Origin of the sequence: Serinicoccus hydrothermalis (genome assembly GCF_001685415.1) — a bacterium.
GTDB lineage: Bacteria > Actinomycetota > Actinomycetes > Actinomycetales > Dermatophilaceae > Ornithinicoccus > Ornithinicoccus hydrothermalis.
On the sequence record NZ_CP014989.1, the window covers coordinates 3,302,183 to 3,324,289 of the forward strand.

Below are 22,107 nucleotides of genomic sequence, written 5' to 3' on the forward strand. Positions count from 1 at the left end.
GCGGCGGTTTCCTCTACCGACAACACGCGCGGGGCGCCGAGAGTTCCCTGCGCGGCACCGGGGGCGGGGTGGCCACCGCGGGCCGGTGGTCCATGGGGCATGATGACGCGGTGACCGAGGACCAGACGATCGTCGCGGGCGTGCGCGACGAGCCGCTGTCGGTGGACGAGGCGCTCGCTGCGGTCAGCCACCCGCGGGCGGGCGCCGTGACCCTCTTCGTCGGCACCGTCCGGGACCACGACGGGGGTCGCGACGGCGTCACCCGGCTCGACTACTCCGCCCACCCCGACGCGGAGGCGCGGCTGCGGGAGCTCGCCTCGGCCGTGGCCGAGCCCGAGGAGGTGCGCGGCGTGTATGCCGTCCATCGCGTGGGACAGCTCGACGTGGGCGACCTGGCGGTCGTCTGCGCGGTGTCCGCCGACCACCGGGGCCTCGCCTTCGAGGCCGGGCGACGGCTCATCGAGGACCTGAAGAAGGGCATACCCATCTGGAAGCGTCAGCAGTTCGACGGCCAGGACCACGAGTGGGTCGGGCTGTGACCAGCGCCGACCAGCACGGCGGGAGCGAGGGGGCCGCCACCCCGGCGGGGCCGCCCCCGCACACCCGGGTCGGCCGGCGCTCGGCCACCCTCCTGGTCGTCGTGGCGGCGGGCGTCGTCGCCGGCTCGCTGCTCAACCTCGTCCCGGTCCAGCGGGTGATCTACACGCCCGGACCGGTCTACGACACGTTGGGCGAGATCGACGGCGCGGACATCATCACCGTGGACCCGGAGCTGGACAGCTACGACGACACCAGCGGCCACCTCTACTTCACGACGATCCGGCTGCAGGGCGGCCCGGGGGACACCGTGACCGCCTGGGAGGCGCTGCGGGGCGCCCTCGCCCCGTCCATGACCGTGGTGCCGCGCGAGGAGGTCTTCCCCGAGGACGTCACCGCGGAGCAGGTGCGGGAGCAGAACACCGAGCTGATGCAGCACTCCCAGGACGACGCGGCGGTCGTCGCGCTGCGCGCCGAGGGGCAGGAGATCGCCGAGCGGGTCGTCGTCGCCCAGGTGATCGCCGACGCCCCCGCCGACGGGGTGCTCGAGGTCGAGGACGAGATCGTCAGCGTCGCCGGTGCGGACGTCAGCGACACCACGGCCGTGCGCGAGGAGATCCAGGGCGTCGAGCCCGGCCAGGAGGTGCCGGTCACGGTGCGCCGGGGGGACGAGGAGATCGAGCTGCAGGTACCGACCCGGCGCGACGAGGAGACCGGCCGGACGATCGTCGGGGTCTACCTCGCGCCGGTCTACGACAACCCCTACGACATCACCATCGACGCGGGCAACGTCGGCGGTCCGAGCGCCGGGCTCATGTTCTCCCTGGCGGTCTACGACGAGATCACGCCGGGCTCGCTCACCGGGAGCCACGCGATCGCCGGGACGGGCACCATCACCGGTGCCGGCGGCGTCGGACCCATCGGCGGGATCACGCAGAAGATGTATGCCGCCCGCGAGGCGGGCGCCGACCTCTTCCTCGCGCCGGTCGACAACTGCGGCGAGGTCGCCGAGGCCGACCCGAGAGGGCTCACCGTGGTCCCCGTCACGACCTTCGACGACGCCCTGAACGTCCTGGACGAGATCGTGGACGTCGAGCCGTCCGACTTCGACGGGCTGGGTCTGCCCACCTGCGAGCAGGCGCTGGAGGACGACGCCGAGCAGACCGGCTAGCTCTCGTCGTCCTCGAGCAGGGTGGCCGCCAGGGCGTGGGTCAGCCCGGGGGCGATGTCCTCGCCCACCGCGACGGCGTCGTCCTCGTCGAAGTCGCGCTGGCGCAGCAGGCAGGTGCGCTGCCCGTCCCGCAGGCAGGCGGCCAGGAGCCGGACGTCCTTGCGCGCGGGGTGCGCCATGAGGGCATCGGTCGCCTCGCGGCGGTCCTCGGGCAGGTCGCGCTCGGCCTCCGGCGGCACGACGAGCCGTTCGATGGCCAGCGCCACCCCCTCCACGTCCGGGGGCCAGGCCATCCTCCCCAGCAGGGACTCCAGGTCCGCCGTCGGCGGCAGGCGCTCCTGCTCGACGGCGGTGTAGCCGTCGTCGTCCGGGGCGCTCAGCTGGGTGGCGAGGCTCGGCTCGCGGTCCCGGATCAGGCTGGTGCGCACCAGGGCGAACAGCCGCGGCGGCTGGTCCCAGCCCGCCCGGGCGACGTGCTTCTCGACGTCGACCGCCGCGCGCAGCAACGGTCCGGGGCGGGCCGGGTCGGCAGGGGCGGGGGAGGGGGAGTCGGTGGAGGGCACCCGCCCATCGTCGCATCCGGGGCCGGGACGGGGGCGGGGCCCTCAGGAGCGGCAGTTACCCTTGCGTGGTGAGCGAGCGCGAGCCAGAGCAGGGCCCGGAGCCGGACAAGACCTCGGGGAGCGGGTCTTCCGCGTCCGGGGCGCAGCGTGCGGGCGGGAGTGGTTCGGGCGGCTCAGGATCAGGCTCCGGCGGCTCGGGAGGCTCCGGCGGGGGCCGGGGGCCGCAGCGTGGAGGTCCCGCCTCTCGCCTGCCCCGCGGCCGTCTGCTCCCGACCATCCTCATCGTCGTCGCCGTGCTCGCGCTGGCCGGCTGGGGCGCCACCCTCTGGACGCAGTTCCTCTGGTACGAGTCGGTCGGTTTCCAGGGGGTCCTGGTCACCCGTCTGCTCACCCAGGCGGGGCTCTTCGTCGTCGCCGCCGGGCTGACGACCGCCGTGGTGTGGTCGGGGCTGTGGCTGGCGTGGCGGCACCGCCCGATCTACGCGCCCTCGACGCCCGAGCAGGCGGCGCTGGACCGCTACCGCAGCGCGCTGGACCCGATCCGCCGGCTCGTCTTCATCGCGGGACCCGTGGTCCTCGGGCTCTTCGTCGGGACCGCGGCCGCCGCGCAGTGGCAGACCGTGCTGCTCTTCCTCCACCGCCGCCCGTTCGGCGAGGTGGACCCGCACCACAACATGGACGTGGGCTTCTTCGTCTTCAGCCTGCCCTTCTGGCAGATGCTCATCTCCTTCGGGACCCTCGTCGTCGGCCTGAGCCTCATCGGGGCGCTGCTCACCCACTACATCTACGGCGGCATCCAGCTGCAGACCGGTTCCCGGGGGCAGCGGACGACCACGGCGGCGCGCATCCACCTCGCGGTCCTGCTGGGGGTCCTGCTCGTCGTGCGGGCCGCGGGCTACTGGGTCGAGCGCTACACCCTGTCGATGACGCAGCACGAACGCATCACCGGCATGACGTATACCGACGTCAACGCGCTGCTGCCGACGCGCAGCATCCTCGCGGTCGCCGCCCTGCTGTGCGCGGCCTTCTTCGTCGCCACGATCTGGAGCCGGTCCTGGCGGCTGCCCGTCGTGAGCCTCGTCGGCCTGCTCGTCGTGGCGCTGCTCCTCGGCGGGGCCTACCCCGCGCTGGTGCAGCAGTTCCGGGTGCAGCCCTCCGAGGCCCAGCTCGAGGCCCCCTACATCCAGCGCGCCATCGACTCGACGTTGTCCGCCTACGGCCTGGACGACGCGGAGATGATCGACTACGACGCCGAGACCGAGGCGGAGTCGGGCCAGCTGCGCAGCGACGCGGCCACCATCCCGGGCATCCGCATCGTCGACCCGTCGGTGGTCTCGCCGACCTTCCGCCAGCTGCAGGGCGTCCGCAACTACTACCAGTTCCCCGAGGCCCTCGACGTCGACAGCTACGAGGTCGACGGGGAGACCGTCGACACCGTCATCGCCGTGCGCGAGCTCAACCTGGACGGCATCTCCGACGGGCAGCGCAACTGGGTCAACGACCACACGGTCTACACCCACGGCTTCGGCGTCGTCGCCGGCTACGGCAACCGGCGCTCCCCGGAGGGCGAGCCGATCTTCTACGAGCGCAACATCCCGCCGGTCGGCGGTCTGGGCGACTACGAGCCGCGCATCTACTTCGGTGAGTCCTCCCCGGACTACTCGATCGTGGGCGCCCCGGAGGACCAGGCCCCGCGGGAGCTGGACTACCCGGCGAGCGGGCAGGACACCGGTGAGGTGCGCAACACCTACACCGGCGGCGGCGGTGTCGCCATCGGCAACGTCCTGCGCCGTGCCGCCTACGCGATCAAGTACCGCCAGATCGAGATCATGCTCTCGGACTCGGTCAACTCCGAGTCGCGGATGCTGGACCACCGCGAGCCGCGCGAGCGGGTAGAGCGGGTGGCCCCGTGGCTGCGCCTGGACGGCAACCCCTACCCCGCCGTGGTGGACGGTCGGGTCAAGTGGATCGTCGACGGCTACACCGTGAGCGACCGCTTCCCCTACAGCCAGATGGAGGAGCTGGGCGAGGTCACCGTCGACTCGTTGCAGAGCGCGTCCAACGTCACCTCCATCGGGGGCGGCGAGGTCAACTACATCCGCAACTCGGTCAAGGCCACGGTCGACGCCTACGACGGCTCGATCGACCTGTATGCCTGGGACGAGGAGGACCCGCTGCTCCAGGCCTGGTCCGCGGCTTTCGACAACACCGTGCGTCCGCTGTCCGAGATCGACGGCGAGCTCATGGACCACCTGCGCTACCCCGAGGACCTCTTCAAGGTGCAGCGCGAGATCCTCTCCCGCTACCACGTGCAGGACGCCGGCTCCTTCTTCACCGGCCAGGACTTCTGGGCGGTGTCCGAGGACCCGAGCGTCGGCGGTGAGAACCCGCCGGACATGCCCCCGCACTACCTGTCGGTGGCCATGCCGGGCCAGGAGGAGCCGACCTTCAGCCTCACCACCACCTACATCCCGCGAGGCAACCAGCGGCAGAACCTCACCGGCTACCTCGCGGTCGACGCCGACGCCGGGCAGACGGCCGGCGAGCGACGCGAGAGCTTCGGGCAGATGCGGATGCTCGTCCTGCCGAGAGACACCACGGTGCGCGGACCGGGGCAGTTCCAGAACGACATCAACTCCTCGGACGCCAACTCCGACGCCTTCGGCCAGACGCTGTCGCAGTTCCTCAACCTCAACCGCAGCGGCGACTCGACGGTGCGCCTCGGCAACCTGCTGACCCTGCCGGTCGGCGGGGGTCTGCTCTACGTCGAGCCGGTCTACGTCCAGGCCCAGGGCAACAACGCCTACCCGCTGCAGCGCATCGTCGTCGTGGCCTTCGGCAACGACCTGGCCTGGTCGGACACCCTCGACGGTGCGCTGGACGAGCTCTTCGGTGGCGACTCGGGGGCGACGGCGGGCGACGCCGGCGACTCCGGGCCGACCGAGGAGGGTTCGGACGACGTCGGCTCCGGTGACGAGGGCGACGGCTCCGGGCAGGGCTCGGGCGAGGTGGACCAGGACGCTCTGGCCCAGGCGCTGGCGGACATCGAGTCGGCCTACGAGGACGGTCAGGCGGCCCTTGCGGAGAGCGACTGGGAGGCCTACGGCCAGGCCCAGGAGAGGCTGCGCGAGGCGATCGACCGAGCCGTGGCCGCCGACCCCTCGGGTGGGTCGGTGAGCATCGGCGGGGACGACGAGGGCGACGGCGCCACGCAGACCGAGGAGCCCTGACCTGTCACGGATTTGGTGTGCACTTCACCATCACGTAAAGTGGTGCTCACCACGACGCGGGGTGGAGCAGTTCGGTAGCTCGCCGGGCTCATAACCCGGAGGTCGCAGGTTCAAATCCTGCCCCCGCTACGCATTGCGTCGGACGCGCACGAAGGCCCGGGCCGCACGGTCCGGGCCTTCGTGCGCGTCCGACCCCGACCCGCCGTTCCCGACCGCATAGGGTGTCGCTCCTATGCCCCTCGACCTTCCCGTGGCCCACCGGACCCTGCCCAACGGTCTGCAGGTCGTCGTGAGCGAGGACCACGCCGTGCCGAGCGTGAGCATGAGCCTGTGGGTCGACGTGGGCTCACGGCACGAGCAACCGGGCCGCACCGGCCTGGCGCACCTCTTCGAGCACCTGATGTTCCAGGGGAGCGAGCTCGTGGCCGAGGGGAAGCACATGGCCACGCTCATGGCGCACGGCGGCCGGGCCAACGCCTCCACGAGCTTCGACCGGACCACCTACGTGCAGTCCGTCCCGAGCTCCTGCCTGGAGCTGGCCCTCTGGCTCGAGGCGGACCGGCACGGTCACCTCCTGCCGGCGCTGACCCAGGAGAACCTCGACAACCAGCGGGACGTGGTCGTGGAGGAGAAGCGTCAGCGTTATGACACCGTGCCCTACGGCACCGCCCTGGCCACCCTGTGCGACATGCTGTTCCCGCCGGACCACCCCTACGCCCATCCCACGATCGGGTCGATGGACGACCTCGCCGCCGCGACCCTGCAGGACGCCCACGACTTCTACCGCTCGCACTACGGGCCGCGGACCAGCGTCCTCACCCTGGTCGGCGATATCGGGCCGGACGAGGGCTTCGAGCTCGTCGAACGCTACTTCGGCCACCTGACCGACGGCACGACGCCCCGTCCTGCGCCCACTGCGGCGCTGCCCCCGCTGGAGCAGCCGGTGCGCCGCGTCGTGACCGATCCGCAGGCACCGTCCGAGCGCCTCTACCTCGCCGCCCGACTGCCCGCTGCGACCGACCCGGGCTTCCTCCCGTGCGCCCTCGCGCTGGACGCGATCGCCTCGCTCGGCATCTCGCGGGTGCACGAGCGGCTGCTGCGCGGCGCGGAGAGCGCCAGCGGTGCCTCGGCGTCCGTGCTCGGCCTGCGCGACGGCACGTCGGTGGGTCTGATCGTCGCCGACGTGACGGAGGGGACGGATCCCCGCGAGGTCGAGCAGGAGATCGCCCAGATCCTCGAGGAGTTCGCCGCGGACGGGCCTCGGCCGGTGGAGATGGAGGCGTCGCGGGCGGACAGCGAGCGGTCCTGGTCAGAGGCTCTCGCGGGCTACGACGAACGGGCCGACCTGCTCAGCCGTGCCACCCTGCTCTTCGCGGACCCGGCCCAGGTCACCCGTCATCTGGACGAGGTCCTGGCGGTCGGGGCCGACGAGATCCGCGGCGCGGCCGCGCGTCATCTCGTCCCGTCGGCCCTCGCGACCCTGGTCTACCGGTGGGAGCCCGAGGTATGACGGTCGCGCGCGTCCGGCGACGTCCGCCGGTGGGACCACCTCGCCCGTGGGCCTTCCCCGAGGCGGAGAGCACCGTGGCCCCGAACGGGCTGCGGATCCTGCTGGTCGACCTCCCCGGCCAGCACGTCCTCTCGCTGCGGCTCGCCCTGCCGGCCCCGGTCGCCGACGAGACGCGGGGCACCGAGGGCTCGACGCTGCTCATGGCGCGCTGCCTGGACGAGGGGACGACCACGCACAGCGCCACCGAGCTCGCGGAGGTCGCCGAGCGGCACGGCATCGCCCTGGGAGCGGGCGCGGGGGAGCAGGGCATGCACCTGGGGCTGGAGGTCACGGCCCGGCACCTGCCCGCCGCGGTCGAGCTGCTGCTGGAGTGCCTGACCGAGCCGACCTTCCCTGCTCCCGAGGTGTCCCGACTGGTCCGGCACCGACTCACCGACCTCGCCCACGAGCTGGCGGACCCCACCGGGTGTGCCGGCCACGAGTTCCGCACGGCCTACTTCGACCCTCAGGGCCGGGCGCACCTGCCGCTGGGTGGCTCGCCGAGCACCGTCGGCACCCTGACGTCGGACGTGCTCGCAGACCGCCACGCGGGTCTGTCCCCGGTGGGAGGCACCCTCGTGCTGGCCGGGGACCTGTCGGACGTCCCGGACGCCGCCGGCCTGCTCTCGAGCACCTTCGGCTCCTGGCGCAGCACCGCCGTGCCGGCCGCCGTCGGCAGGGCGTCACGTCGCGCCCCGGACGCCGAGCGGCTGGTGCTGGTGCCCCGCTCCGGCGCGGCGCAGACCGAGCTGATGCTCGGCCGCCCCGGGCCGGACCGTCGGACGGAGCACGGCTGGGGCACCTACCAGGCCCTCGGGATGCTCTTCGGCGGGGCACCGCACGCCCGCCTGGACCGGGTGCTGCGGGAGGAGCGCGGCTACACCTACGGCATGCGGCTGGGGTTCCGTCCCCGTCGGCAGGGCGGTCAGTGCATGGTGGGCGGGTCGGTGCGAGCCGATGCCACGCTGCCGGCCCTGGAGGAGACCCTGCGCATCCTGGCGGTGCCGGGCGCCGAGCTGACCGGGCGCGAGGTGCGGGAGGCGGCCGACTACCTGGCGATGACCGCGCCCTCCCGCTACCTCACCGCGGACACGGTCGCCGACGAGCTGGTCTCGTTGCTGCACGACGGCCTCGAGCCCGCTGTCGTGACGCAGACCCTGACCGACCTCGCGGCGCTCACCCTCGAGCGGGCGGCGGGCGCCTGGGACGCGGTGCGCACCGGCCCGGGCTGGACCGTCGTCGTGGTGGGTGACCCGGTCGCCCTCGAGAGCGTCGCCCGCTCAGGGCTCGCCGACGTCCAGGTGGCCGGCGGCCCGACCCCTCATCCCTGAGCCGGCTCTGCGCCGACGGCCAGCGTGGTCAGGACCTCCTCGTGGAGGTGCCCGTTCGAGGCGACGACGGGATGACCGGTGCTGCCTGGCCCGAGCGGGAGGGCTGCGGGGGCGCCCTCCGGGTCGGTCACCGTCCCGCCGGCCTCGCGTAGCAGCGGGGCGAGCGTCGCGAGCTGCACCGGGTCGGCCCAGGCCGCGAGCGCGACGTCCGCCGCGCCCTCGGCGACCAGGGCGTGGCTCCAGAAGTCCCCGAAGGCGCGAGTGCGCCACACCCGGTCGGTCAGGGCCGCGAAGCCAGGTCCGTGCGGCCCGTGGACCCAGCCCGCGACGTCGTCCGCGGACAGCGAGGCGTGACCCAGCACGCGGGTGTCGGAGACGGCGATGCGCCGGGCTCGCGCCAGCGTGCGGCCGGTCCAGGCGCCGGACCCGACGCCGGCCCACCACCGTCGGGAGAGCATCGGTGCGGCCACCAGGCCGAGCACCGGCTGGTCCTCCACCACCAGGCTGATGAGCGTGGCCCACACCGGCACGCCCCGGACGTAGTTGGCGGCGCCGTCGATCGGGTCGATCACCCAACGGCGCGCACCGTGACCGGTCGCCTCGAGCATGCGGCCCTCCACCCGGTCCCGCGGCCGCGTGCGCTGCAGCTGGTGCCGCAGCAGCTCCTCCAGGCGAGCCGCGGCCGGCGTGCGCAGCGATCCGTCCGGGCCGACCTCGACCTCGTCCTCCCACGAGCCGAAGAGGTCGAGCGAGGTGCGCTCCACCGCGTCGGCGAGGACGTGGGCGAGTCTCAGGTCGTCGTCGTATCCAGGCACCCGCTCACGGTAGCCGCTGGTCAGCGCTCAGCCGTGCTCATCGCCGCCGCGGCTGCGCAGCAGCCGTCGCAGCGACTCCAGGCGCGCGGCCCCCGCCGGGCCGGCGTGGCCCTCGTCCACCCACGCGTCGAGAGCGCAGTCCGGTTCGTCGTGGCTGCACCCGCGCGGGCACCCGGCGGTCCCTCCGGCGAGGTCGTCGAAGTGCTCGACGAAGGTGCCCGGGTCGACGTGTCCCAGCCCGAAGGACCGGACCCCGGGGGTGTCCACGACCCAGCCGCCCCCCGGCAGCTCCAGGGCGATCGCCGAGGTCGAGGTATGCCGACCGCGGCCGGTGACAGCGTTGACCTCGCCCGTCGCGCGCAGGGCGTCCGGCACCAGAGCGTTGACGAGCGTGGACTTGCCCACGCCCGAGTGACCCACGAGGACGCTCGTGCGGTCCTGGAGGAGTGACCGGACGCGGCTCACAGCATCCGGCTCGAGGGCACGAACCTCGCCCGTGCCGGAGCTGCCGGTCACCACCGAGGGCACGTCGAGCGCGGTGTAGTGGCGCAGGAAGTCGGCCGGGTCCGCCAGGTCGGCCTTGGTGAGGAGCAGCAGCGGATCGAGCCCGGCGTCGTAGGCCGCGACCAGGCAGCGGTCGACCATGCGCTCGCGGGGCGCCGGATCGGCCAGGGCGGTGACGATGACGAGCTGGTCGGCGTTGGCCACGATGACCCGCTCCACCGCGTCCGTGTCGTCGGCGCTCCGGCGGAGCACGGTGCGCCGGTCCTCGACCCGCACGATCCGGGCCAGCGTGTCCGGTCGGCCGGTGGTGTCCCCGACCATGCCCACCCGGTCGCCGACGACGATGCGGCTGCGGCCGAGCTCGCGAGCGCGCATGGCGACGACGGTGCAGTCCTGGACGCGGGTGGTGTAGCGCCCCCGGTCGACGGTGGTGACGACCCCCACGACGGCGTCCTCGTGGGCCGGGCGGTCCTTGGTCCGCGGACGCGACCCCTTGCGGGAGGGGCGCACCCGGACGGAGGACTCGTCGAGATGGTCGTAGCGCCCGCTCACGGGGACTCCCGGCCGTCCCTGTCCTCGGGTGACGCGGGTGCCCGCGGCCCTGACGGTGTACCGGTGGCGACCGCCTCCGACCAGACCCGGTCGAAGCCCGGGAAGGTCTTGCCCGCGGTGGCGACGTCCTCGACCTCGACCCCGGGGACGACCGCTCCGAGCACGGCGGCGAACATCGCCATGCGGTGGTCGTGATAGGTCCGCAGCCGCGTCCCGGTGAGGGGGGCGGGCTCGATCTCCAGGCCGTCGGCCGTCTCCCGGGCGCCGGCGCCCAGCCGGGCCAGCTCGGTGACCAGCGCCGCGATCCGGTCGGTCTCGTGCCCCCGCAGGTGGGCGACCCCGCGCAGCCGGCTCGGGGTCCGGGCCAGGGCGCACAGGGCGGCGACGACGGGGGTGAGCTCGCCGACCTCGGACAGGTCGAGGTCCACCCCCTCGAGCCGTCCCGCGGGTGCGCCCCGGACGGCCAGTCCCTGCGGGGTGAGCTCGGTGCTGGCGCCCATGGCCGCCAGCACGTCCCTCATCCGGGCGCCGGGCTGGGTGGTGCGCTCCGGCCAGTCGGCCACGACGACCCGGCCACCGGTGGCGGCCGCGAGGGCGAGGAAAGGGGCCGCGGAGGAGAGGTCGGGCTCCACGGTGACGTCGACCGCCCGGACCTCCCCCGGGTGGACCAGCCAGCTGGTCGGGCTGGTGCGCTCTACCTCGACCCCGACCGTGGCCAGGGCGTCGAGCGTCATCTCGACGTGGGGGAGGCTGGGCAGCGTCGTCCCGGTGTGCTCCAGCCGCAGACCACGCGGGTACGCCGCTCCTGCCAGGAGCAGCGCCGAGACGAACTGTGAGCTGGCCGAGGCGTCGATGCGCACGACGGGGGGCGCGGCCCCACCGCCGCCCGCGGAGGACGCCGACTCGTCGGACGGGCCGCCCCTGACGACGAAGGGCAGGGTGCCGTGGCCCTCCTCCTTGATCTCGGCACCGAGCGCCCGCAACCCGTCGAGGACCGGCCCCACCGGGCGGGCACGCGCCGAGTGGTGCCCGTCGAAGCGCACCGGCCCGTCCGCCAGCGCGGCGACCGGTGGCACGAAGCGCATCACGGTGCCGGCCTGACCGCAGTCGATGTCCACGCCACCACGGAGCCCGCCACGCGGGGGTCGGACCGTCCACCGGGCGGCGTCGGTGTCGTCGACCCCGGCGCCCAGGGCGCGCAAGGCCCCGATCATGCTGTCGCTGTCGCGCGAGCGCAGCGGATGGACGATCGTGCTGGGCCCTCCTGCCAGCAGCGCCAGCACTAGCCACCTGTTGGTGAGGGACTTGCTGCCGGGGACGCGGACCTGCGCGTCGACCGGGCCGGTCGAGGTCGGTGCGGCCCACGTCGGCACAGCGCTCATCGCGGTCGCCTCCTCGTCTCGGTCTCGGTCCGGGCCCAACCTAGCGCCTCCCCGCGGTCCGGACGGCCCGCGGTGCTACCGTTCCCACTTCGACCGGTCGGTGGCGGCCCGGCTGCCCCTGGTCGCAGCGGAGGGGGCGCGGCCCGTCCCCGACCGGCCGCCACGACCGTTGCAGACGCTGGCCGCCGAGGCCGGAGGACCTCCCGACATGACCCGCCCCCCGGTCTCGCCCCGATGGCCCGTCCTGGGTGCGGCGGGTGTGCTGGTCGCCATCGTCCTCTTCGTCGTCACCGTGGTCGTCGCCCTGCGGACCACCGGGACGACCTTCGTGTGGACGGTGAACATGTTCAGCGACCTGGGGGACGGTGCGTGCCGTCCTCGGGGTGGACGGTGGATCTGCTCGCCGGGGTCGGCCGCCTTCAACGTCGGCCTGGCGTCGACCGGGGTGCTGCTCGCGGGCGCCGCGCTGGCGCTGACCCCGCGCTGGGGCCGCCTGCTCACGGGCAGCGTCGTGGTCATGGGGCTGGGCCTCGTGGTCGCCGCTGTCTTCCCCGCCGGTGACACCGGTGCCGTCCACCTGGCCGGGGTCGTCATGGCCTTCGTGGTCCCGGCAGCCGGTCTCCTGCTCTCGGCTGTGCGCCCGGAGACACGGTGGCTCGAGAGCGGTCGAGCGGTCCGGGGCACGCTGGCCGTGGTGGCGCTCGTGTTCTGCGCGGAGAACCAGGTGCCTCCCGCCCTGGTCCAGGAGGGCACCGGGCAGATCATCATCGTGGGCAGCCTGGTGCTGACCCTGGTGGTCGAGTCCGTGCGTGTGCTGGCCGTCCGGTCCCCCTGACGCGGGGGGACCCGGTCATCCGCCCAGGCGGCGGAACCGTGGCCACAGCGTCGCCCAGTCGGCGACCGGGTCCACGCAGTGCAGGACGGGCACGTGCTCGAGCCGGGGATGCACCACCGGGCCGGTGTCGAGCTCCGTCGCCGCCCCGCAGCGGCCGAAGTCCCCCCGTCGGGCGACGGCGTCCTCGCCGACCAGCAGGACCTCGTCCCCCTCGGGCGGCCCCAGGTCCCAGAGCGCGTTGTGCCCCGAGTGCACCGCGGCCCGGTCGGCCGAGCTCCCGTAGCGGTGCACGGCGCCGGCCAGGGCGTAGGTGTCGGTGACGACGGCCTCGCCGGGTCGGCGCAGGTCGCTGATCTGCTGAGCGTAGCCGGGCCAGCCGACCTGGTCGCGGATGGTCGGGTTGAGCCGGGACACGGCGGACACCCACGTCTCGGTGGGCGGCAGGACCGGCAGGCAGAGCAGGCACGCCACCACGCCGTTCGCGGCGACGACCGTCCGGCTCCTCGCGCGGCTCCACCGCTCCGCCACCGCCGGGGTGGCCCACCCCACCGCGAGGGCCGGCAGCAAGACGCCCACCGGGTAGTACGGCTGCGAGGGGTTGGCGAAGGTCCACAGGAGGACGAGCACGAAGGTCGGCAGCAGGAAGCGGGCGGGGCGGTCGGGGCGTCTCCAGGGCGTGAGGAACCCGCTCAGCCAGACGCGTAGCAGCGGTGGCCCGGCGAACAGCGCCAGCGCCGGCAGCAGCACGAGCCGCACGAGGTCGCCCTGCTCGTCCACGAGGCCGCCGGACACCTCGGCCATCGGCAGCCCGTGGACGAGCTGCAGGAGCACCTGGGGCGCGCCGAGGAGGACGAAGACCGACGAGCCCAGCAGGGCGTCCCGGGTCCGCAGCAGGGAAGGCCGGGTCAGCAGCAGGCCGACGAGCAGGGCCGCCGCGAGGACGACGACCAGCAGCTTGTTCCAGCAGGCCAGACCCGCGACCGTGCCGGCCCACAGGAGAGCGTGCGGGTGACCCAGGCAGGCCCGGAGGACGAGGAGGACCACCACCTGCCAGGCCAGCAGGTCCAGCGTCGCGGTGGTGAACAGGTGGCCCATGATGAGCGGGTAGACGGTGAACGCGTGCGCCCACCCGGCCAGCCGCTGCACCGACGTCGGGGCACCGAGGGCTCGCGGGAACAGGGTCGCCACAAAAGCGCCGGCGACGGCCGCCACGACCCCCGGCAGGCGCTGCACCCACAGGTCGTCGCTCACCCGGCCCAGCATCCAGGTGAGCCACACCGTCAGCGGCGGCTGGTCGACGTACCACCACCGGGGAGGCAGCATGCCGAAGTAGAGCTCGTCCCAGTGCGGCCCATAGCGCGGGGCGACGAGGAGCAGCACCAGCGCGACGAGGGCCATCGGGGGCGCGGCGACCCACAGCGGGCCGGGGTCGGAGGCCGCGGGGAGGGCGGGCCTCACCTGCTCTCCGCGTGGGCCAGCCACTCCTCGACCTGCCGGACGGCGACCCCGCACCCGTCCTGGCCGCGTACACGCGCCGCCAGCTCGCGGGCCTGCCGGCGGACGGGTGCGTCCAGGGCGGCCTCGACCGCCCGCGCCAGCGCCCCGGTCGTCGCCAGGGCCCGGGGGACCGGGCGGGGTGCCACCCCCAGCAGGTGCAGACGGCTGCCCCAGTAGAACTGGTCGGCGAAGTGTGGGACGACGACCGACGGGGCACCCGCCCGGACCGCCGCCCCGGTCGTCCCCGCCCCGCCGTGGTGCACGACCGCGTGCACCCGGCGGAACAGCTCGTCGTGCGGCTCGTCCGTGACGGCCAAAAGGTGCGGCAGGTCCACCGCCGGGGCACCCGGCACCTGCACGACCGCCCGCACGCCGAGCCGGGCGCACACCGCGTCCACCCGGCGCAGCAGGGCGCCCGGGTCGCGCTGGTGCATCGACCCAAAGCCGACGTAGATCCAGTCCCCGCCGTGGTCCAGCGCCTGAGCCACCCGCGGGGTCAGCGGACGGTCGGGCCCGCTCCCCGTCCACCACCCGGTCACCGTGCCGTCCGTCGGCTCGTCGGCGACGAGCTCGGGGCTGTAGGCGTAGAGCGAGCCGAGCGTGGAGGTCGTCAGGCTCACCGGGTGTCGCGCGACGAGGTGCAGCCGCCCGCGCCGCCACCCCCCGTCGACACCGCCCAGGTAGGGCTCCACCCTACGCAGGGCACGTCGGGCGAGGACCCGGGCCGGTGCCGGCAACCACCACGAGTACGGCAGCAGGGGCATGACCCCCCGCAGGTCCGCGTGCTCCGGCCACATGTGGGCCCGCACCACCGGCACGGACCGGTCCAGGGCCTCGTGGACCGCGGCGATGGCGAAGGTGGACGCCACCAGGACGTCCGCCCGGTCCAGGGCCTCGAGCGAGGGCTGGCGGGCGGAGTCGATGAAGTCGGCGAACAGCTGCCGGTTGCGGCTGAGCTGCCGCGGGCTCCCACGACGTACGGCTCGGGCGGCCGGCCCGGCGAGCAGCTCCTCGGGGTCGCTCGACACGTCCGCCACCCTCAGCCCGGGGTGCCCGGCGCCGACCAGCGTCGCGTGCGTGACGAGGGTGACCTCGTGACCGGCGTCGGCGAAGCGCCCCGCGAGGTGGGTGAAGGGCAGCACGTCACCCCGGCTGCCGATGGCAGCCACCACGACCTTCACCGCGGGCTCACCCGCCGAGCACCTCTCCGGTGACGGGGTCGACCACACCCACCAGCTCCTCGGTCGGGACCGGCTCGAGGAGCTGCGGGCCCGAGCTCCGGGAGCTGCCGACCGAGCGGCCGACGGGCCAGGCCTGGAACCGACCGGGGACGTGCGCCGCGTCGATGATGGATCTCACCTCGCCCGCCTCGGTCAGTCCGGGGTCCAACCAGTCCTCCCACTGCGCCGGCTCCAGCGCGAGCGGCTGTCGGTCGTGGATGCGGTCCAGGCCGGGCTCCGCGCTGGTGGTCACGACGGCATACGACACGACCCACCCGAGCGGGTCGTCCTCGCTCGTGGTGGGGTCCCGCCAGAACTCGTAGACACCGGCGAGGGCCAGCGGCACGTCGTCGGCCCGGGTGACGTAGAAGGGTTGCTTGCGCGGCTTGCCCCTGGCGTCGGTGGCGACCGGGCTGACCTGCCACTCGTACCACCCGCTGATCGGCACGAGGCATCGACGTCGCAGTGCCGGCCGGGAGAAGGCGGGCTTGTCCAGCAGCGTCTCCTGCCGGGCGTTGATCCTGCGCGAGCCGATCGAGGGGTCCTTGGCCCAGGAGGGGACCAGCCCCCAGGTGAGCAGTCGCAGCTGCCGGACAGGAGCCGTCGCCGCTCCCTGGCCGGAGTTCTCGACCTGCTCGTCCTCACCGGAGCCGCCCCGCGGCCTGCGGGTCAGCACGACGGGCGCCTGCTTGCTGGGGGCCATGTTGAAGTCCGGCTCGCCCGGGGGCGGCTGCTGCGGGCTCTTGAGCACGCTGCGCGACACCTCGCCGGTCGCGTCGAGGTCGATGTCGTAGGCCTCGACGAGCTCGTCCGGGTGGGCGCTCGCGGCATACCTGCCGCACATCAGCGTGCCCCGCTCATTGCCGGTAGCCCGCCAGGAAGTTGCCCATGCGCTCCAGCGCGGCCTGCAGGTCGCTGCCCCAGGGCAGCGTGACCACGCGGAGGTGGTCGGGGGTCGGCCAGTTGAAGCCGGTCCCGTGGACCACGAGGATCTTCTCGCTCTCGAGCAGGTCCAGGCAGAGCTGGACGTCGTCGTGGATCTCGTGGACCTCCGGGTCGAGCCGGGGGAAGACGTAGAGCGCGCCCCGCGGCCGCACGCAGCTCACCCCGTCCATGGAGTCGAGCATCGAGACGGCGATGTCCCGCTGCTCGGCCAGCCGCCCGCCGGGGCGGATGAGCTCCTCGATGCTCTGGTGGCCCGAGACCGCCACCTGGATCGCGTGCTGCGCGGGGACGTTGGGGCACAGGCGGGTGGAGGCCAGCAGCTCGACGCCCTCGAGGAAGCCGCGGGCGTGCGAGGTCGGTCCGGTGATCGCCACCCACCCCGCGCGGTAGCCGGCGACCCGGTAGGTCTTGGAGAGACCGTTGAAGGTGAGGCACAGCAGGTCCGGCGCCAGCGCGGCCACGGACACGTGGCGGGCGTCGTCGTAGACGATCCGGTCGTAGATCTCGTCCGCGAGCAGGAGCAGCGAGTGCTCCCGGGCGAGCTCGACGATCTGCTCCAGCACCTCGCGCGAGTAGACGGCGCCCGTGGGGTTGTTGGGGTTGATGATGACGAGGGCCTTGGTCCGGGGTGTGATCTTGGCCCGGATGTCCTCGACCTGGGGGTTCCAGCCGTCCTCCTCGTCGCAGAGGTAGTGCCGGGGTATGCCCCCCGCCAGGCTGGTCGCCGCCGTCCACAACGGGTAGTCCGGGGCCGGGACGAGGACTTCGTCGCCGGGGTCCAGCAGCGCGTTGAGCGTCATCATGATGAGCTCGGAGACGCCGTTGCCGAGGTAGACCCGGTCCACGTCGAGGTCGGGGAAGCCGGGCTCGTCCTGGTAGCGCGAGACCACCGCGCGGCGGGCGGACAGGATGCCCTTGGACTCGGAGTAGCCCTGTGCCGTGGGCAGCGCCGCGATCATGTCCTGCAGGATGATGTCGGGGGCCTCGAAGCCGAAGGGCGCAGGGTTGCCGATGTTGAGCTTGAGGATGCGGTGCCCCTCCGCCTCCAGCGCCGCGGCCCGGGCGGCCACCGGGCCCCGGATCTCGTAGAGGACGTTCTGGAGCTTGGCCGGCTGGGTGAGCGGGCGGAGCCGGGCGGTGCGCGGGGTCGAGGTCACCGTGACATGCTCCCATCCGCGCGGCACGGGCGACGACGTGGGAATGCCCGCCGTGGTCCTGCGCGTTCACCGCACCGTCCGAGATCGTCGAAGGAGGATCCAGCGTGCTCACGACCATCGTCGCCCCCGGGGAGGGTGTCGGCGCCTTCGCCGTCGGTCAGACCCACGGGCTAGGCTGGCAGGTGATGACTACCGATCAGCCGGCGGTCGACCAGGTCGACGCCGAGGAGCAGGCCGAGGCCGACGCCAACGTCGACGTCGCCACCGAGGATCCGGCGGACCGCGCCGCGCGCTTCGAGCGGGAGGCCATGCCCCTGCTCGACCAGATGTACAGCGCCGCCCTCCGGACGACCCGCAACCCGACGGACGCCGAGGACCTGGTGCAGGAGACCTACGCCAAGGCCTTCGCGGCGTTCCACCAGTACCGCCCGGGGACCAACCTGCGTGCCTGGATGTACCGCATCCTCACCAACTCCTACATCAACAGCTACCGCAAGAAGCAGCGTCAGCCGCTGGAGTCGGACTCCTCCGACGTCGAGGACTACCAGCTCGCGCGGGCCGCCTCGCACTCCTCGACCGGCCTGCGGTCCGCGGAGGCCGAGGCGCTGGACCACCTGCCGGACAGCGACGTGACGCGAGCCCTGGCCAGCATCGGCGAGGACTTCCGGATGGCGGTCTACCTCGCCGACGTGGAGGGCTTCGCCTACAAGGAGATCGCGGAGATCATGGACACCCCGATCGGGACGGTGATGTCGCGGCTGCACCGGGGTCGCAAGCAGCTGCGTGAGCTGCTCACCGACTACGCCGTCGAGCGAGGGATCGTCCGGGAAGGGGAGGGGTCGTGATGAGCGAGCGCCCCAGGGACACCTCCACCGACTCCTCCGGCAGCACGGACTGCGCGGGAGTGCTGCTCCGGCTCTTCGAGTTCGTCGACAACGAGACCGGCCCGGTCGACCGGGAGCGGATCCGCGAGCACCTCGACGAGTGCGGGTCCTGCCTGGCCGAGTACGACCGCGAGCTGCTGCTCAAGGCGCTGGTGCGCCGCGCCTGCGTGCGGCAGTCGGCACCTGAGGCGCTGCGCGCCCAGATCCTCACCCGGATCACGAGCACCAGCGTGACCGTGGTGCGCAGGACCGAGGGCTGAGGCCCGTCATGCGGGCCGTGCCCGCCTGACACGAACGAGGGCTGACCCGGACGTCATGTCCGGGTCGGCCCTCGTCCGTGCCTGTCCGCGGATCAGGCGTTGGGCTTGCGGCCGTGGTTGGCCGCCTTTTTCTTGCGGTCGCGGCGCTTGCGTGCACGCTTGCTCATGGGTCCTCCTGACGTCGACTGTTCCCGTCCAGTCTCCCATAGCCGGAGCCGTGGACAAGAAGCGTGACCTCCGTCACCTCCAAGGTAAAGATCTGTCCAAGATTCGTCCCATCTTGAGGATTGCGAGCACGCTCTCACAGTCGTTTGTGGCACCCTTGTACATAGCCCGGTTGGTCGACCGGTTCCTTGCTCCACCCTGCCTCGGAGCACCCAACGGAAGGACATCATCGTGCTGCACCTCATCGCCGACATCTTCAGCTCGGGCGCCCTGGAGGCGTTCTTCGGCTTCATCGACATCGTGTCCTGGGAGGACTGACGGCGAACAGGCCGACGATGAAGGGCGCGGATCGAGCCGATCCGCGCCCTTCGCGCGTCCGCGTGTGGCTTCTCGTCGCGGGGCTGGCGCTCGCCGCGGTCGTCACCGCCTGGTCCTCGGAGCGGTGGATCGCCCCGGACAACCCGGTGAAGACCGAGAGCCTGATCATCCTGCTCGTCCTGGCGACGCTGGGCGTCGTCATCCGCGAGCGCGGGCTGGGCCCGCACTGGGGAGTCTCCATCGCGACGGTCGTGCTGGCGGCCACCATCCCGCTGGGGGGTGCCTACGGTGCCGCTCTGGTCGGAGGTCTGGCCTATCTCGCGGACCCCGGGGCGCGCACGCTGCGGACGAGGCTGTTCAACGTGACCATGACCGCGGCCGTCGGAGCGGTCGGCGGCACCTGCTACGCCCTGCTGGGCGGCAGCTTCGTCCAGAACGTCGACTTCACGCCGCGGGAGCTGCTGCTCCGGGTCGGCGTCCCGCTGGCCGTGGCCTACGTGGTCATGGCGCTGGTCAACGCGCTGTGCATCGGGGCGATGTCCTTCCTCGTCCGGGGCACGCGGGTCCTCACCGTGGCCCGGTCGGTCCTCAGCAGCCTGGGGTGGGGATACCTGGCGCACGCGGTGACGGCCTTCCTCTTCGTCGTGCTCTGGGGACCGGTCGGCCTCGGCCCGGCCTCCGCGGTCTTCGTGCTCGGACCGCTGCTCGTGGCGCACTGGACGATCGGCCGCGACGCCCTGGCGCGGCGGGAGCACCAGGAGACGGTCACGACCTTCGTCGCGGCGCTGGAGCAGGCCGACCCCGCGTCCGTGGGCCACAGCGCCCGGGTGGCGGACGTGGCGGACGCGCTCGGCGCGCAGCTCGGGCTCTCCGGCGAGGCCGCCGAGGAGCTGCGCTACGCCGCGCTGCTGCACGACATCGGGATGATGGTGGTCCGCTCCGAGTTCCCGCACGACCCGGACGACGAGATCGCCTACCTCACCGCGCTCAGCGCCCACCCCTCGGCCGGCCTCAACGTCCTGGCCGGGCTGGACTTCCTCGAGGAGTCCCTCCCGGCCATCGCGCACCACCACGAGCGCTGGGACGGCAGGGGATATCCCGCGGGCCTGCAGGGCGAGCAGATCCCCCTGGCGGCACGGATCATCGCCGTGGCGGACGCCTTCGACGCGCTGATGGCCCCCCAGCAGGGCTCGCGCGTCGACCCGCTCGCGGTGGCCGAGGAGCTGGGCCGACGCGCCGGGACCCACCTCGACCCGACCGTCGTGTCCGCGCTGCACGCCGCGCTCGCGCGTCCGGGCGGGCTGGGCGCAGGACAGGCGAGCCGACCGGCACCGTGCCAGGACCGTGGAGGCCTGCCCGACCACGACCACCCGGGAGTGAGCGACCTCTTCGCGGACTGGCAGCCGGAGAACGTGGGCCAGGCGTGAGGCCGGCGCAGAGGAGGTGGCGGCCGTGCCGCTGACGTGGCCCCTGGCGCTGGTCGGGTTCGTGGCCCTGGTCCTCAGCGAGGCGTGGCGCCAGGCCTCGCCGGTGCCCGTGCGCGAGAGCCCGCTGACCCAGGCCTGTGCCATGGCCCTGGCCATGTCCACGGCCTGGCCGGTGGCCGGTGGGCTGGGGGACCTCCGGGGTCTGTTCGGGCCCCTGCTGCTGGCCGCCGGCGCGGTCCTGCTCGTCGCCCTCTGGTACCGCCGGGTCCGGGCCGTCCCCCAGGGCCTGCTCCGACTGGCCACCTCGGTGGTGGTCGCCGGGCTGCTCGTGCGCGTCCCCGGACCGAACGGCACCACCCTGCTCGAGCGCATCGAGCACCCCGAGGGCGACACGGCACTCTTCGCCCTGACCCTGCTCGCGGCGGCGGTGCTGGCCGCTGCCGCGCCGATCGTCGCCCGGGGGGTGCAGGCGGCGCTGCGCCGGCACGCGTGGCCGTGGGCGACGCTGCTGGCCGAGCTGGGCCGGCAGGCCCCGGTGTCGCTCGCCGCGGCCTCGACCGCCGTGGTGATGTCGCTGGCGCTGACCGAGCTCGGCGCGGCGAGCCTGGTGCTCTTCCAGGTGCCGCTGCTCGTGCTGCAGCCGGCCGTGGCCCGCCAGCGCCGCATCCGGCAGGCCCAGCGGCAGACGGTCTTCGCCCTGGCCCGCCTCCCCGAGGAGGCCGGCTTCGCCGCGGCCGGGCACGGTGCCCGCGTGGCCGCGCTCGCGGTACCCATCGCCCGGGACCTCGGTGTCGAGCCGTCCGACCTCGCGGACGTCGAGGCGGCCGCCCTCCTGCACGACATCGGCCAGGTCGGCCTGGACCGCCCCGTCCCCGACGGCGCGACGGTCGAGGTCTCCGGTCGGGACCAGAGGCAGATCGCCGCCACCGGGTCCTCCATCCTCGCCCGCACCGCCGAGCTCTCCCGGCTCTCCACGCTCGTCGCCGACGTCGGGCTGGCGCAGCACCGGGCGGTCGAGCGGGGCGACGTCTCCCTCACCTCCCGCGTCGTCCGGGTGGCCTCCGCCTACGACGACCTCACCGGCCGCGCGACGCGGCTCGCGGGGGCCGCGGGTCCGGTGCACGCGCTGGAGCGCATCCTGCGCACGACGCCGCACGAGTACGACCCGGTCGTCGTGGCGGCCCTCATCCGCCAGCTGGAGCGTCGCGGGGCGCTGTCGGCCGCCCAGGCGGCGACCCTGCGGGACTGACGCGAGGAGCCGCCCCCGACGCCGTGGCGTCGGGGGCGGCTCCTCGTGCGGTGCGGCTGGGCTCAGCCCTTCTTGGTCTCGGCGAAGATCTCCGCGATGCGGTCGATCTTGCCCAGCAGCTCGTCGGCCGTCGCGACGTCGAAGCTGCCCTTGGTGCCCGAGGCGCCGGCCAGCTTGGTGGCCTCGTTGACCAGCACGTGCAGCTCCGGGAACTGCTCGAAGTGCGGCGGCTTGAAGTAGTCGGTCCACAGCACCCACAGGTGGTGCTTGACCAGCTCCGAGCGCTGCTCCTTGATGATCATGGCGCGCATACGGAAGTCGGCGTCGTCGTTGTCCGCGACCTTCTCGCAGATCTTCTTGACCGACTCGGCCTCGATCCGGGCCTGGGCGGGGTCGTAGACGCCGCAGGGCAGGTCGCAGTGCGCGCTGACCTCGATCGTGGGGGCGAAGAACCTGGTGAACATCAGTCATCCTTTGCAGTGGTCGGGAGGGGCTCCAACACCCCTCACGTTAGCC

At 73.4% G+C, this 22,107-nt stretch carries 20 protein-coding genes and 1 tRNA gene; 11 read left to right on the forward strand and 10 right to left on the reverse strand.

Features of this window, described 5'->3' with window-relative positions; translation table 11 throughout:
• Positions 1 to 110 precede the first annotated feature (110 nt).
• Both SGUI_RS15465 and SGUI_RS15470 read left to right on the forward strand, forming a co-directional pair.
• Positions 111 to 539: a molybdenum cofactor biosynthesis protein MoaE gene (locus tag SGUI_RS15465; RefSeq protein ID WP_335675377.1), complete on the forward strand. Its 429-nt coding sequence runs from the start codon at positions 111 to 113 to the stop codon at positions 537 to 539.
• Positions 536 to 1,708 carry a YlbL family protein gene (locus tag SGUI_RS15470; protein WP_066641743.1) on the forward strand — a complete coding sequence of 391 codons (1,173 nt, stop codon included), beginning with the start codon at positions 536 to 538 and terminating at the stop codon, positions 1,706 to 1,708. The genes SGUI_RS15465 and SGUI_RS15470 overlap by 4 nt, the downstream gene beginning before the upstream one ends.
• Here SGUI_RS15470 and SGUI_RS15475 read toward each other — a convergent pair.
• Positions 1,705 to 2,271, reverse strand: coding sequence for a PPA1309 family protein (locus SGUI_RS15475; protein WP_066641746.1), 567 nt, complete (start codon positions 2,269 to 2,271; stop codon positions 1,705 to 1,707). The two genes, SGUI_RS15470 and SGUI_RS15475, sit on opposite strands and share 4 nt — an antisense overlap.
• A gap of 68 nt (positions 2,272 to 2,339) precedes the next feature.
• Between SGUI_RS15475 and SGUI_RS15480 the strand changes: the two genes are divergently transcribed.
• From SGUI_RS15480 to SGUI_RS15495, 4 genes are all read left to right on the forward strand, one after another.
• Positions 2,340 to 5,501 (forward strand): UPF0182 family membrane protein, encoded by a 3,162-nt coding sequence (locus tag SGUI_RS15480; protein ID WP_237141384.1) that lies wholly within the window; start codon positions 2,340 to 2,342, stop codon positions 5,499 to 5,501.
• Between the two features lie 55 nt (positions 5,502 to 5,556).
• Positions 5,557 to 5,630, forward strand: a tRNA-Met gene (locus SGUI_RS15485).
• 103 nt (positions 5,631 to 5,733) lie between these two features.
• Positions 5,734 to 7,011 (forward strand): M16 family metallopeptidase, encoded by a 1,278-nt coding sequence (locus SGUI_RS15490; protein WP_066641749.1) that lies wholly within the window; start codon positions 5,734 to 5,736, stop codon positions 7,009 to 7,011.
• Positions 7,008 to 8,381, forward strand: a complete 1,374-nt coding sequence (locus tag SGUI_RS15495) for a M16 family metallopeptidase (protein ID WP_066641751.1) — start codon at positions 7,008 to 7,010, stop codon at positions 8,379 to 8,381. The genes SGUI_RS15490 and SGUI_RS15495 overlap by 4 nt, the downstream gene beginning before the upstream one ends.
• On the opposite strand, the gene SGUI_RS15500 is transcribed toward SGUI_RS15495, so the two are convergent.
• The 3 genes from SGUI_RS15500 to aroA are packed head-to-tail and all read right to left on the reverse strand — an operon-like array spanning position 8,372 to position 11,634.
• Entirely contained in the window at positions 8,372 to 9,196 is an 825-nt protein-coding gene (locus SGUI_RS15500) for an inositol monophosphatase family protein (protein ID WP_066641754.1), read from the reverse strand. The two genes, SGUI_RS15495 and SGUI_RS15500, sit on opposite strands and share 10 nt — an antisense overlap.
• A gap of 27 nt (positions 9,197 to 9,223) precedes the next feature.
• Positions 9,224 to 10,252, reverse strand: coding sequence for a ribosome small subunit-dependent GTPase A (rsgA, locus tag SGUI_RS15505; RefSeq protein ID WP_066641756.1), 1,029 nt, complete (start codon positions 10,250 to 10,252; stop codon positions 9,224 to 9,226).
• Positions 10,249 to 11,634, reverse strand: coding sequence for a 3-phosphoshikimate 1-carboxyvinyltransferase (gene aroA, locus SGUI_RS15510; protein WP_066641758.1), 1,386 nt, complete (start codon positions 11,632 to 11,634; stop codon positions 10,249 to 10,251). Before aroA ends, rsgA begins: the two co-directional genes overlap by 4 nt.
• 208 nt (positions 11,635 to 11,842) lie before the next feature.
• On the opposite strand from aroA, the gene SGUI_RS15515 reads away from it, so the two are divergent.
• Positions 11,843 to 12,469 (forward strand): DUF998 domain-containing protein, encoded by a 627-nt coding sequence (locus tag SGUI_RS15515; RefSeq protein WP_066641760.1) that lies wholly within the window; start codon positions 11,843 to 11,845, stop codon positions 12,467 to 12,469.
• A gap of 15 nt (positions 12,470 to 12,484) precedes the next feature.
• Here SGUI_RS15515 and SGUI_RS15520 read toward each other — a convergent pair whose 3' ends face one another.
• From SGUI_RS15520 to SGUI_RS15535, 4 genes are read right to left on the reverse strand one after another with little or no spacing between them, the layout of a single operon-like run.
• A complete protein-coding gene (locus tag SGUI_RS15520) occupies positions 12,485 to 13,927 on the reverse strand; it encodes a glycosyltransferase family 39 protein (RefSeq protein WP_066641763.1) in 1,443 nt (480 codons plus the stop codon).
• Positions 13,924 to 15,135 carry a glycosyltransferase gene (locus SGUI_RS15525; RefSeq protein WP_191090923.1) on the reverse strand — a complete coding sequence of 404 codons (1,212 nt, stop codon included), beginning with the start codon at positions 15,133 to 15,135 and terminating at the stop codon, positions 13,924 to 13,926. Before SGUI_RS15525 ends, SGUI_RS15520 begins: the two co-directional genes overlap by 4 nt.
• 19 nt (positions 15,136 to 15,154) lie before the next feature.
• A complete protein-coding gene (locus tag SGUI_RS15530) occupies positions 15,155 to 16,030 on the reverse strand; it encodes an SOS response-associated peptidase (protein WP_066641766.1) in 876 nt (291 codons plus the stop codon).
• A 13-nt stretch (positions 16,031 to 16,043) separates the two neighbouring features.
• Entirely contained in the window at positions 16,044 to 17,288 is a 1,245-nt protein-coding gene (locus SGUI_RS15535; protein ID WP_066641771.1) for a pyridoxal phosphate-dependent aminotransferase, read from the reverse strand.
• A gap of 185 nt (positions 17,289 to 17,473) precedes the next feature.
• On the opposite strand from SGUI_RS15535, the gene SGUI_RS15540 reads away from it, so the two are divergent.
• On the forward strand, positions 17,474 to 18,133 hold the full coding sequence (locus tag SGUI_RS15540) for a sigma-70 family RNA polymerase sigma factor (RefSeq protein WP_066643538.1): 660 nt from the start codon (positions 17,474 to 17,476) through the stop codon (positions 18,131 to 18,133).
• Positions 18,133 to 18,432, forward strand: coding sequence for a mycothiol system anti-sigma-R factor (gene rsrA, locus SGUI_RS15545; RefSeq protein WP_066641773.1), 300 nt, complete (start codon positions 18,133 to 18,135; stop codon positions 18,430 to 18,432). The genes SGUI_RS15540 and rsrA overlap by 1 nt, the downstream gene beginning before the upstream one ends.
• A 92-nt stretch (positions 18,433 to 18,524) precedes the next feature.
• Here rsrA and SGUI_RS18440 read toward each other — a convergent pair whose 3' ends face one another.
• Positions 18,525 to 18,599, reverse strand: coding sequence for a 50S ribosomal protein bL37 (locus tag SGUI_RS18440; protein ID WP_373288732.1), 75 nt, complete (start codon positions 18,597 to 18,599; stop codon positions 18,525 to 18,527).
• A 378-nt stretch (positions 18,600 to 18,977) separates the two neighbouring features.
• Here SGUI_RS18440 and SGUI_RS15550 point away from each other — a divergent pair, with 378 nt between their 5' ends.
• Positions 18,978 to 20,342: an HD-GYP domain-containing protein gene (locus SGUI_RS15550; protein ID WP_066641775.1), complete on the forward strand. Its 1,365-nt coding sequence runs from the start codon at positions 18,978 to 18,980 to the stop codon at positions 20,340 to 20,342.
• Positions 20,343 to 20,367: 25 nt separating this feature from the next.
• Complete coding sequence (locus SGUI_RS15555) at positions 20,368 to 21,591, forward strand: HD-GYP domain-containing protein (RefSeq protein WP_157621876.1); 1,224 nt, start codon at positions 20,368 to 20,370, stop codon at positions 21,589 to 21,591.
• Between the two features lie 62 nt (positions 21,592 to 21,653).
• Here SGUI_RS15555 and sodN read toward each other — a convergent pair whose 3' ends face one another.
• Positions 21,654 to 22,055, reverse strand: a complete 402-nt coding sequence (gene sodN, locus SGUI_RS15560) for a superoxide dismutase, Ni (RefSeq protein WP_066641777.1) — start codon at positions 22,053 to 22,055, stop codon at positions 21,654 to 21,656.
• Between the last annotated feature and the right edge of the window lie 52 nt (positions 22,056 to 22,107).

What these genes read in the sequence shown, in the direction of transcription:
- SGUI_RS15490 (WP_066641749.1), top strand. Translation starts at nt 5,734, where the DNA reads ATGCCCCTCGACCTTCCCGTGGCCCACCGGACCCTGCCCAACGGTCTG.
- SGUI_RS15495 (WP_066641751.1), top strand. Translation starts at nt 7,008, where the DNA reads ATGACGGTCGCGCGCGTCCGGCGACGTCCGCCGGTGGGACCACCTCGC.
- aroA (WP_066641758.1), bottom strand. Translation starts at nt 11,634, where the DNA reads ATGAGCGCTGTGCCGACGTGGGCCGCACCGACCTCGACCGGCCCGGTC.
- SGUI_RS15515 (WP_066641760.1), top strand. Translation starts at nt 11,843, where the DNA reads ATGACCCGCCCCCCGGTCTCGCCCCGATGGCCCGTCCTGGGTGCGGCG.
- SGUI_RS15530 (WP_066641766.1), bottom strand. Translation starts at nt 16,030, where the DNA reads ATGTGCGGCAGGTATGCCGCGAGCGCCCACCCGGACGAGCTCGTCGAG.
- SGUI_RS15540 (WP_066643538.1), top strand. Translation starts at nt 17,474, where the DNA reads ATGACTACCGATCAGCCGGCGGTCGACCAGGTCGACGCCGAGGAGCAG.
- rsrA (WP_066641773.1), top strand. Translation starts at nt 18,133, where the DNA reads ATGAGCGAGCGCCCCAGGGACACCTCCACCGACTCCTCCGGCAGCACG.
- sodN (WP_066641777.1), bottom strand. Translation starts at nt 22,055, where the DNA reads ATGTTCACCAGGTTCTTCGCCCCCACGATCGAGGTCAGCGCGCACTGC.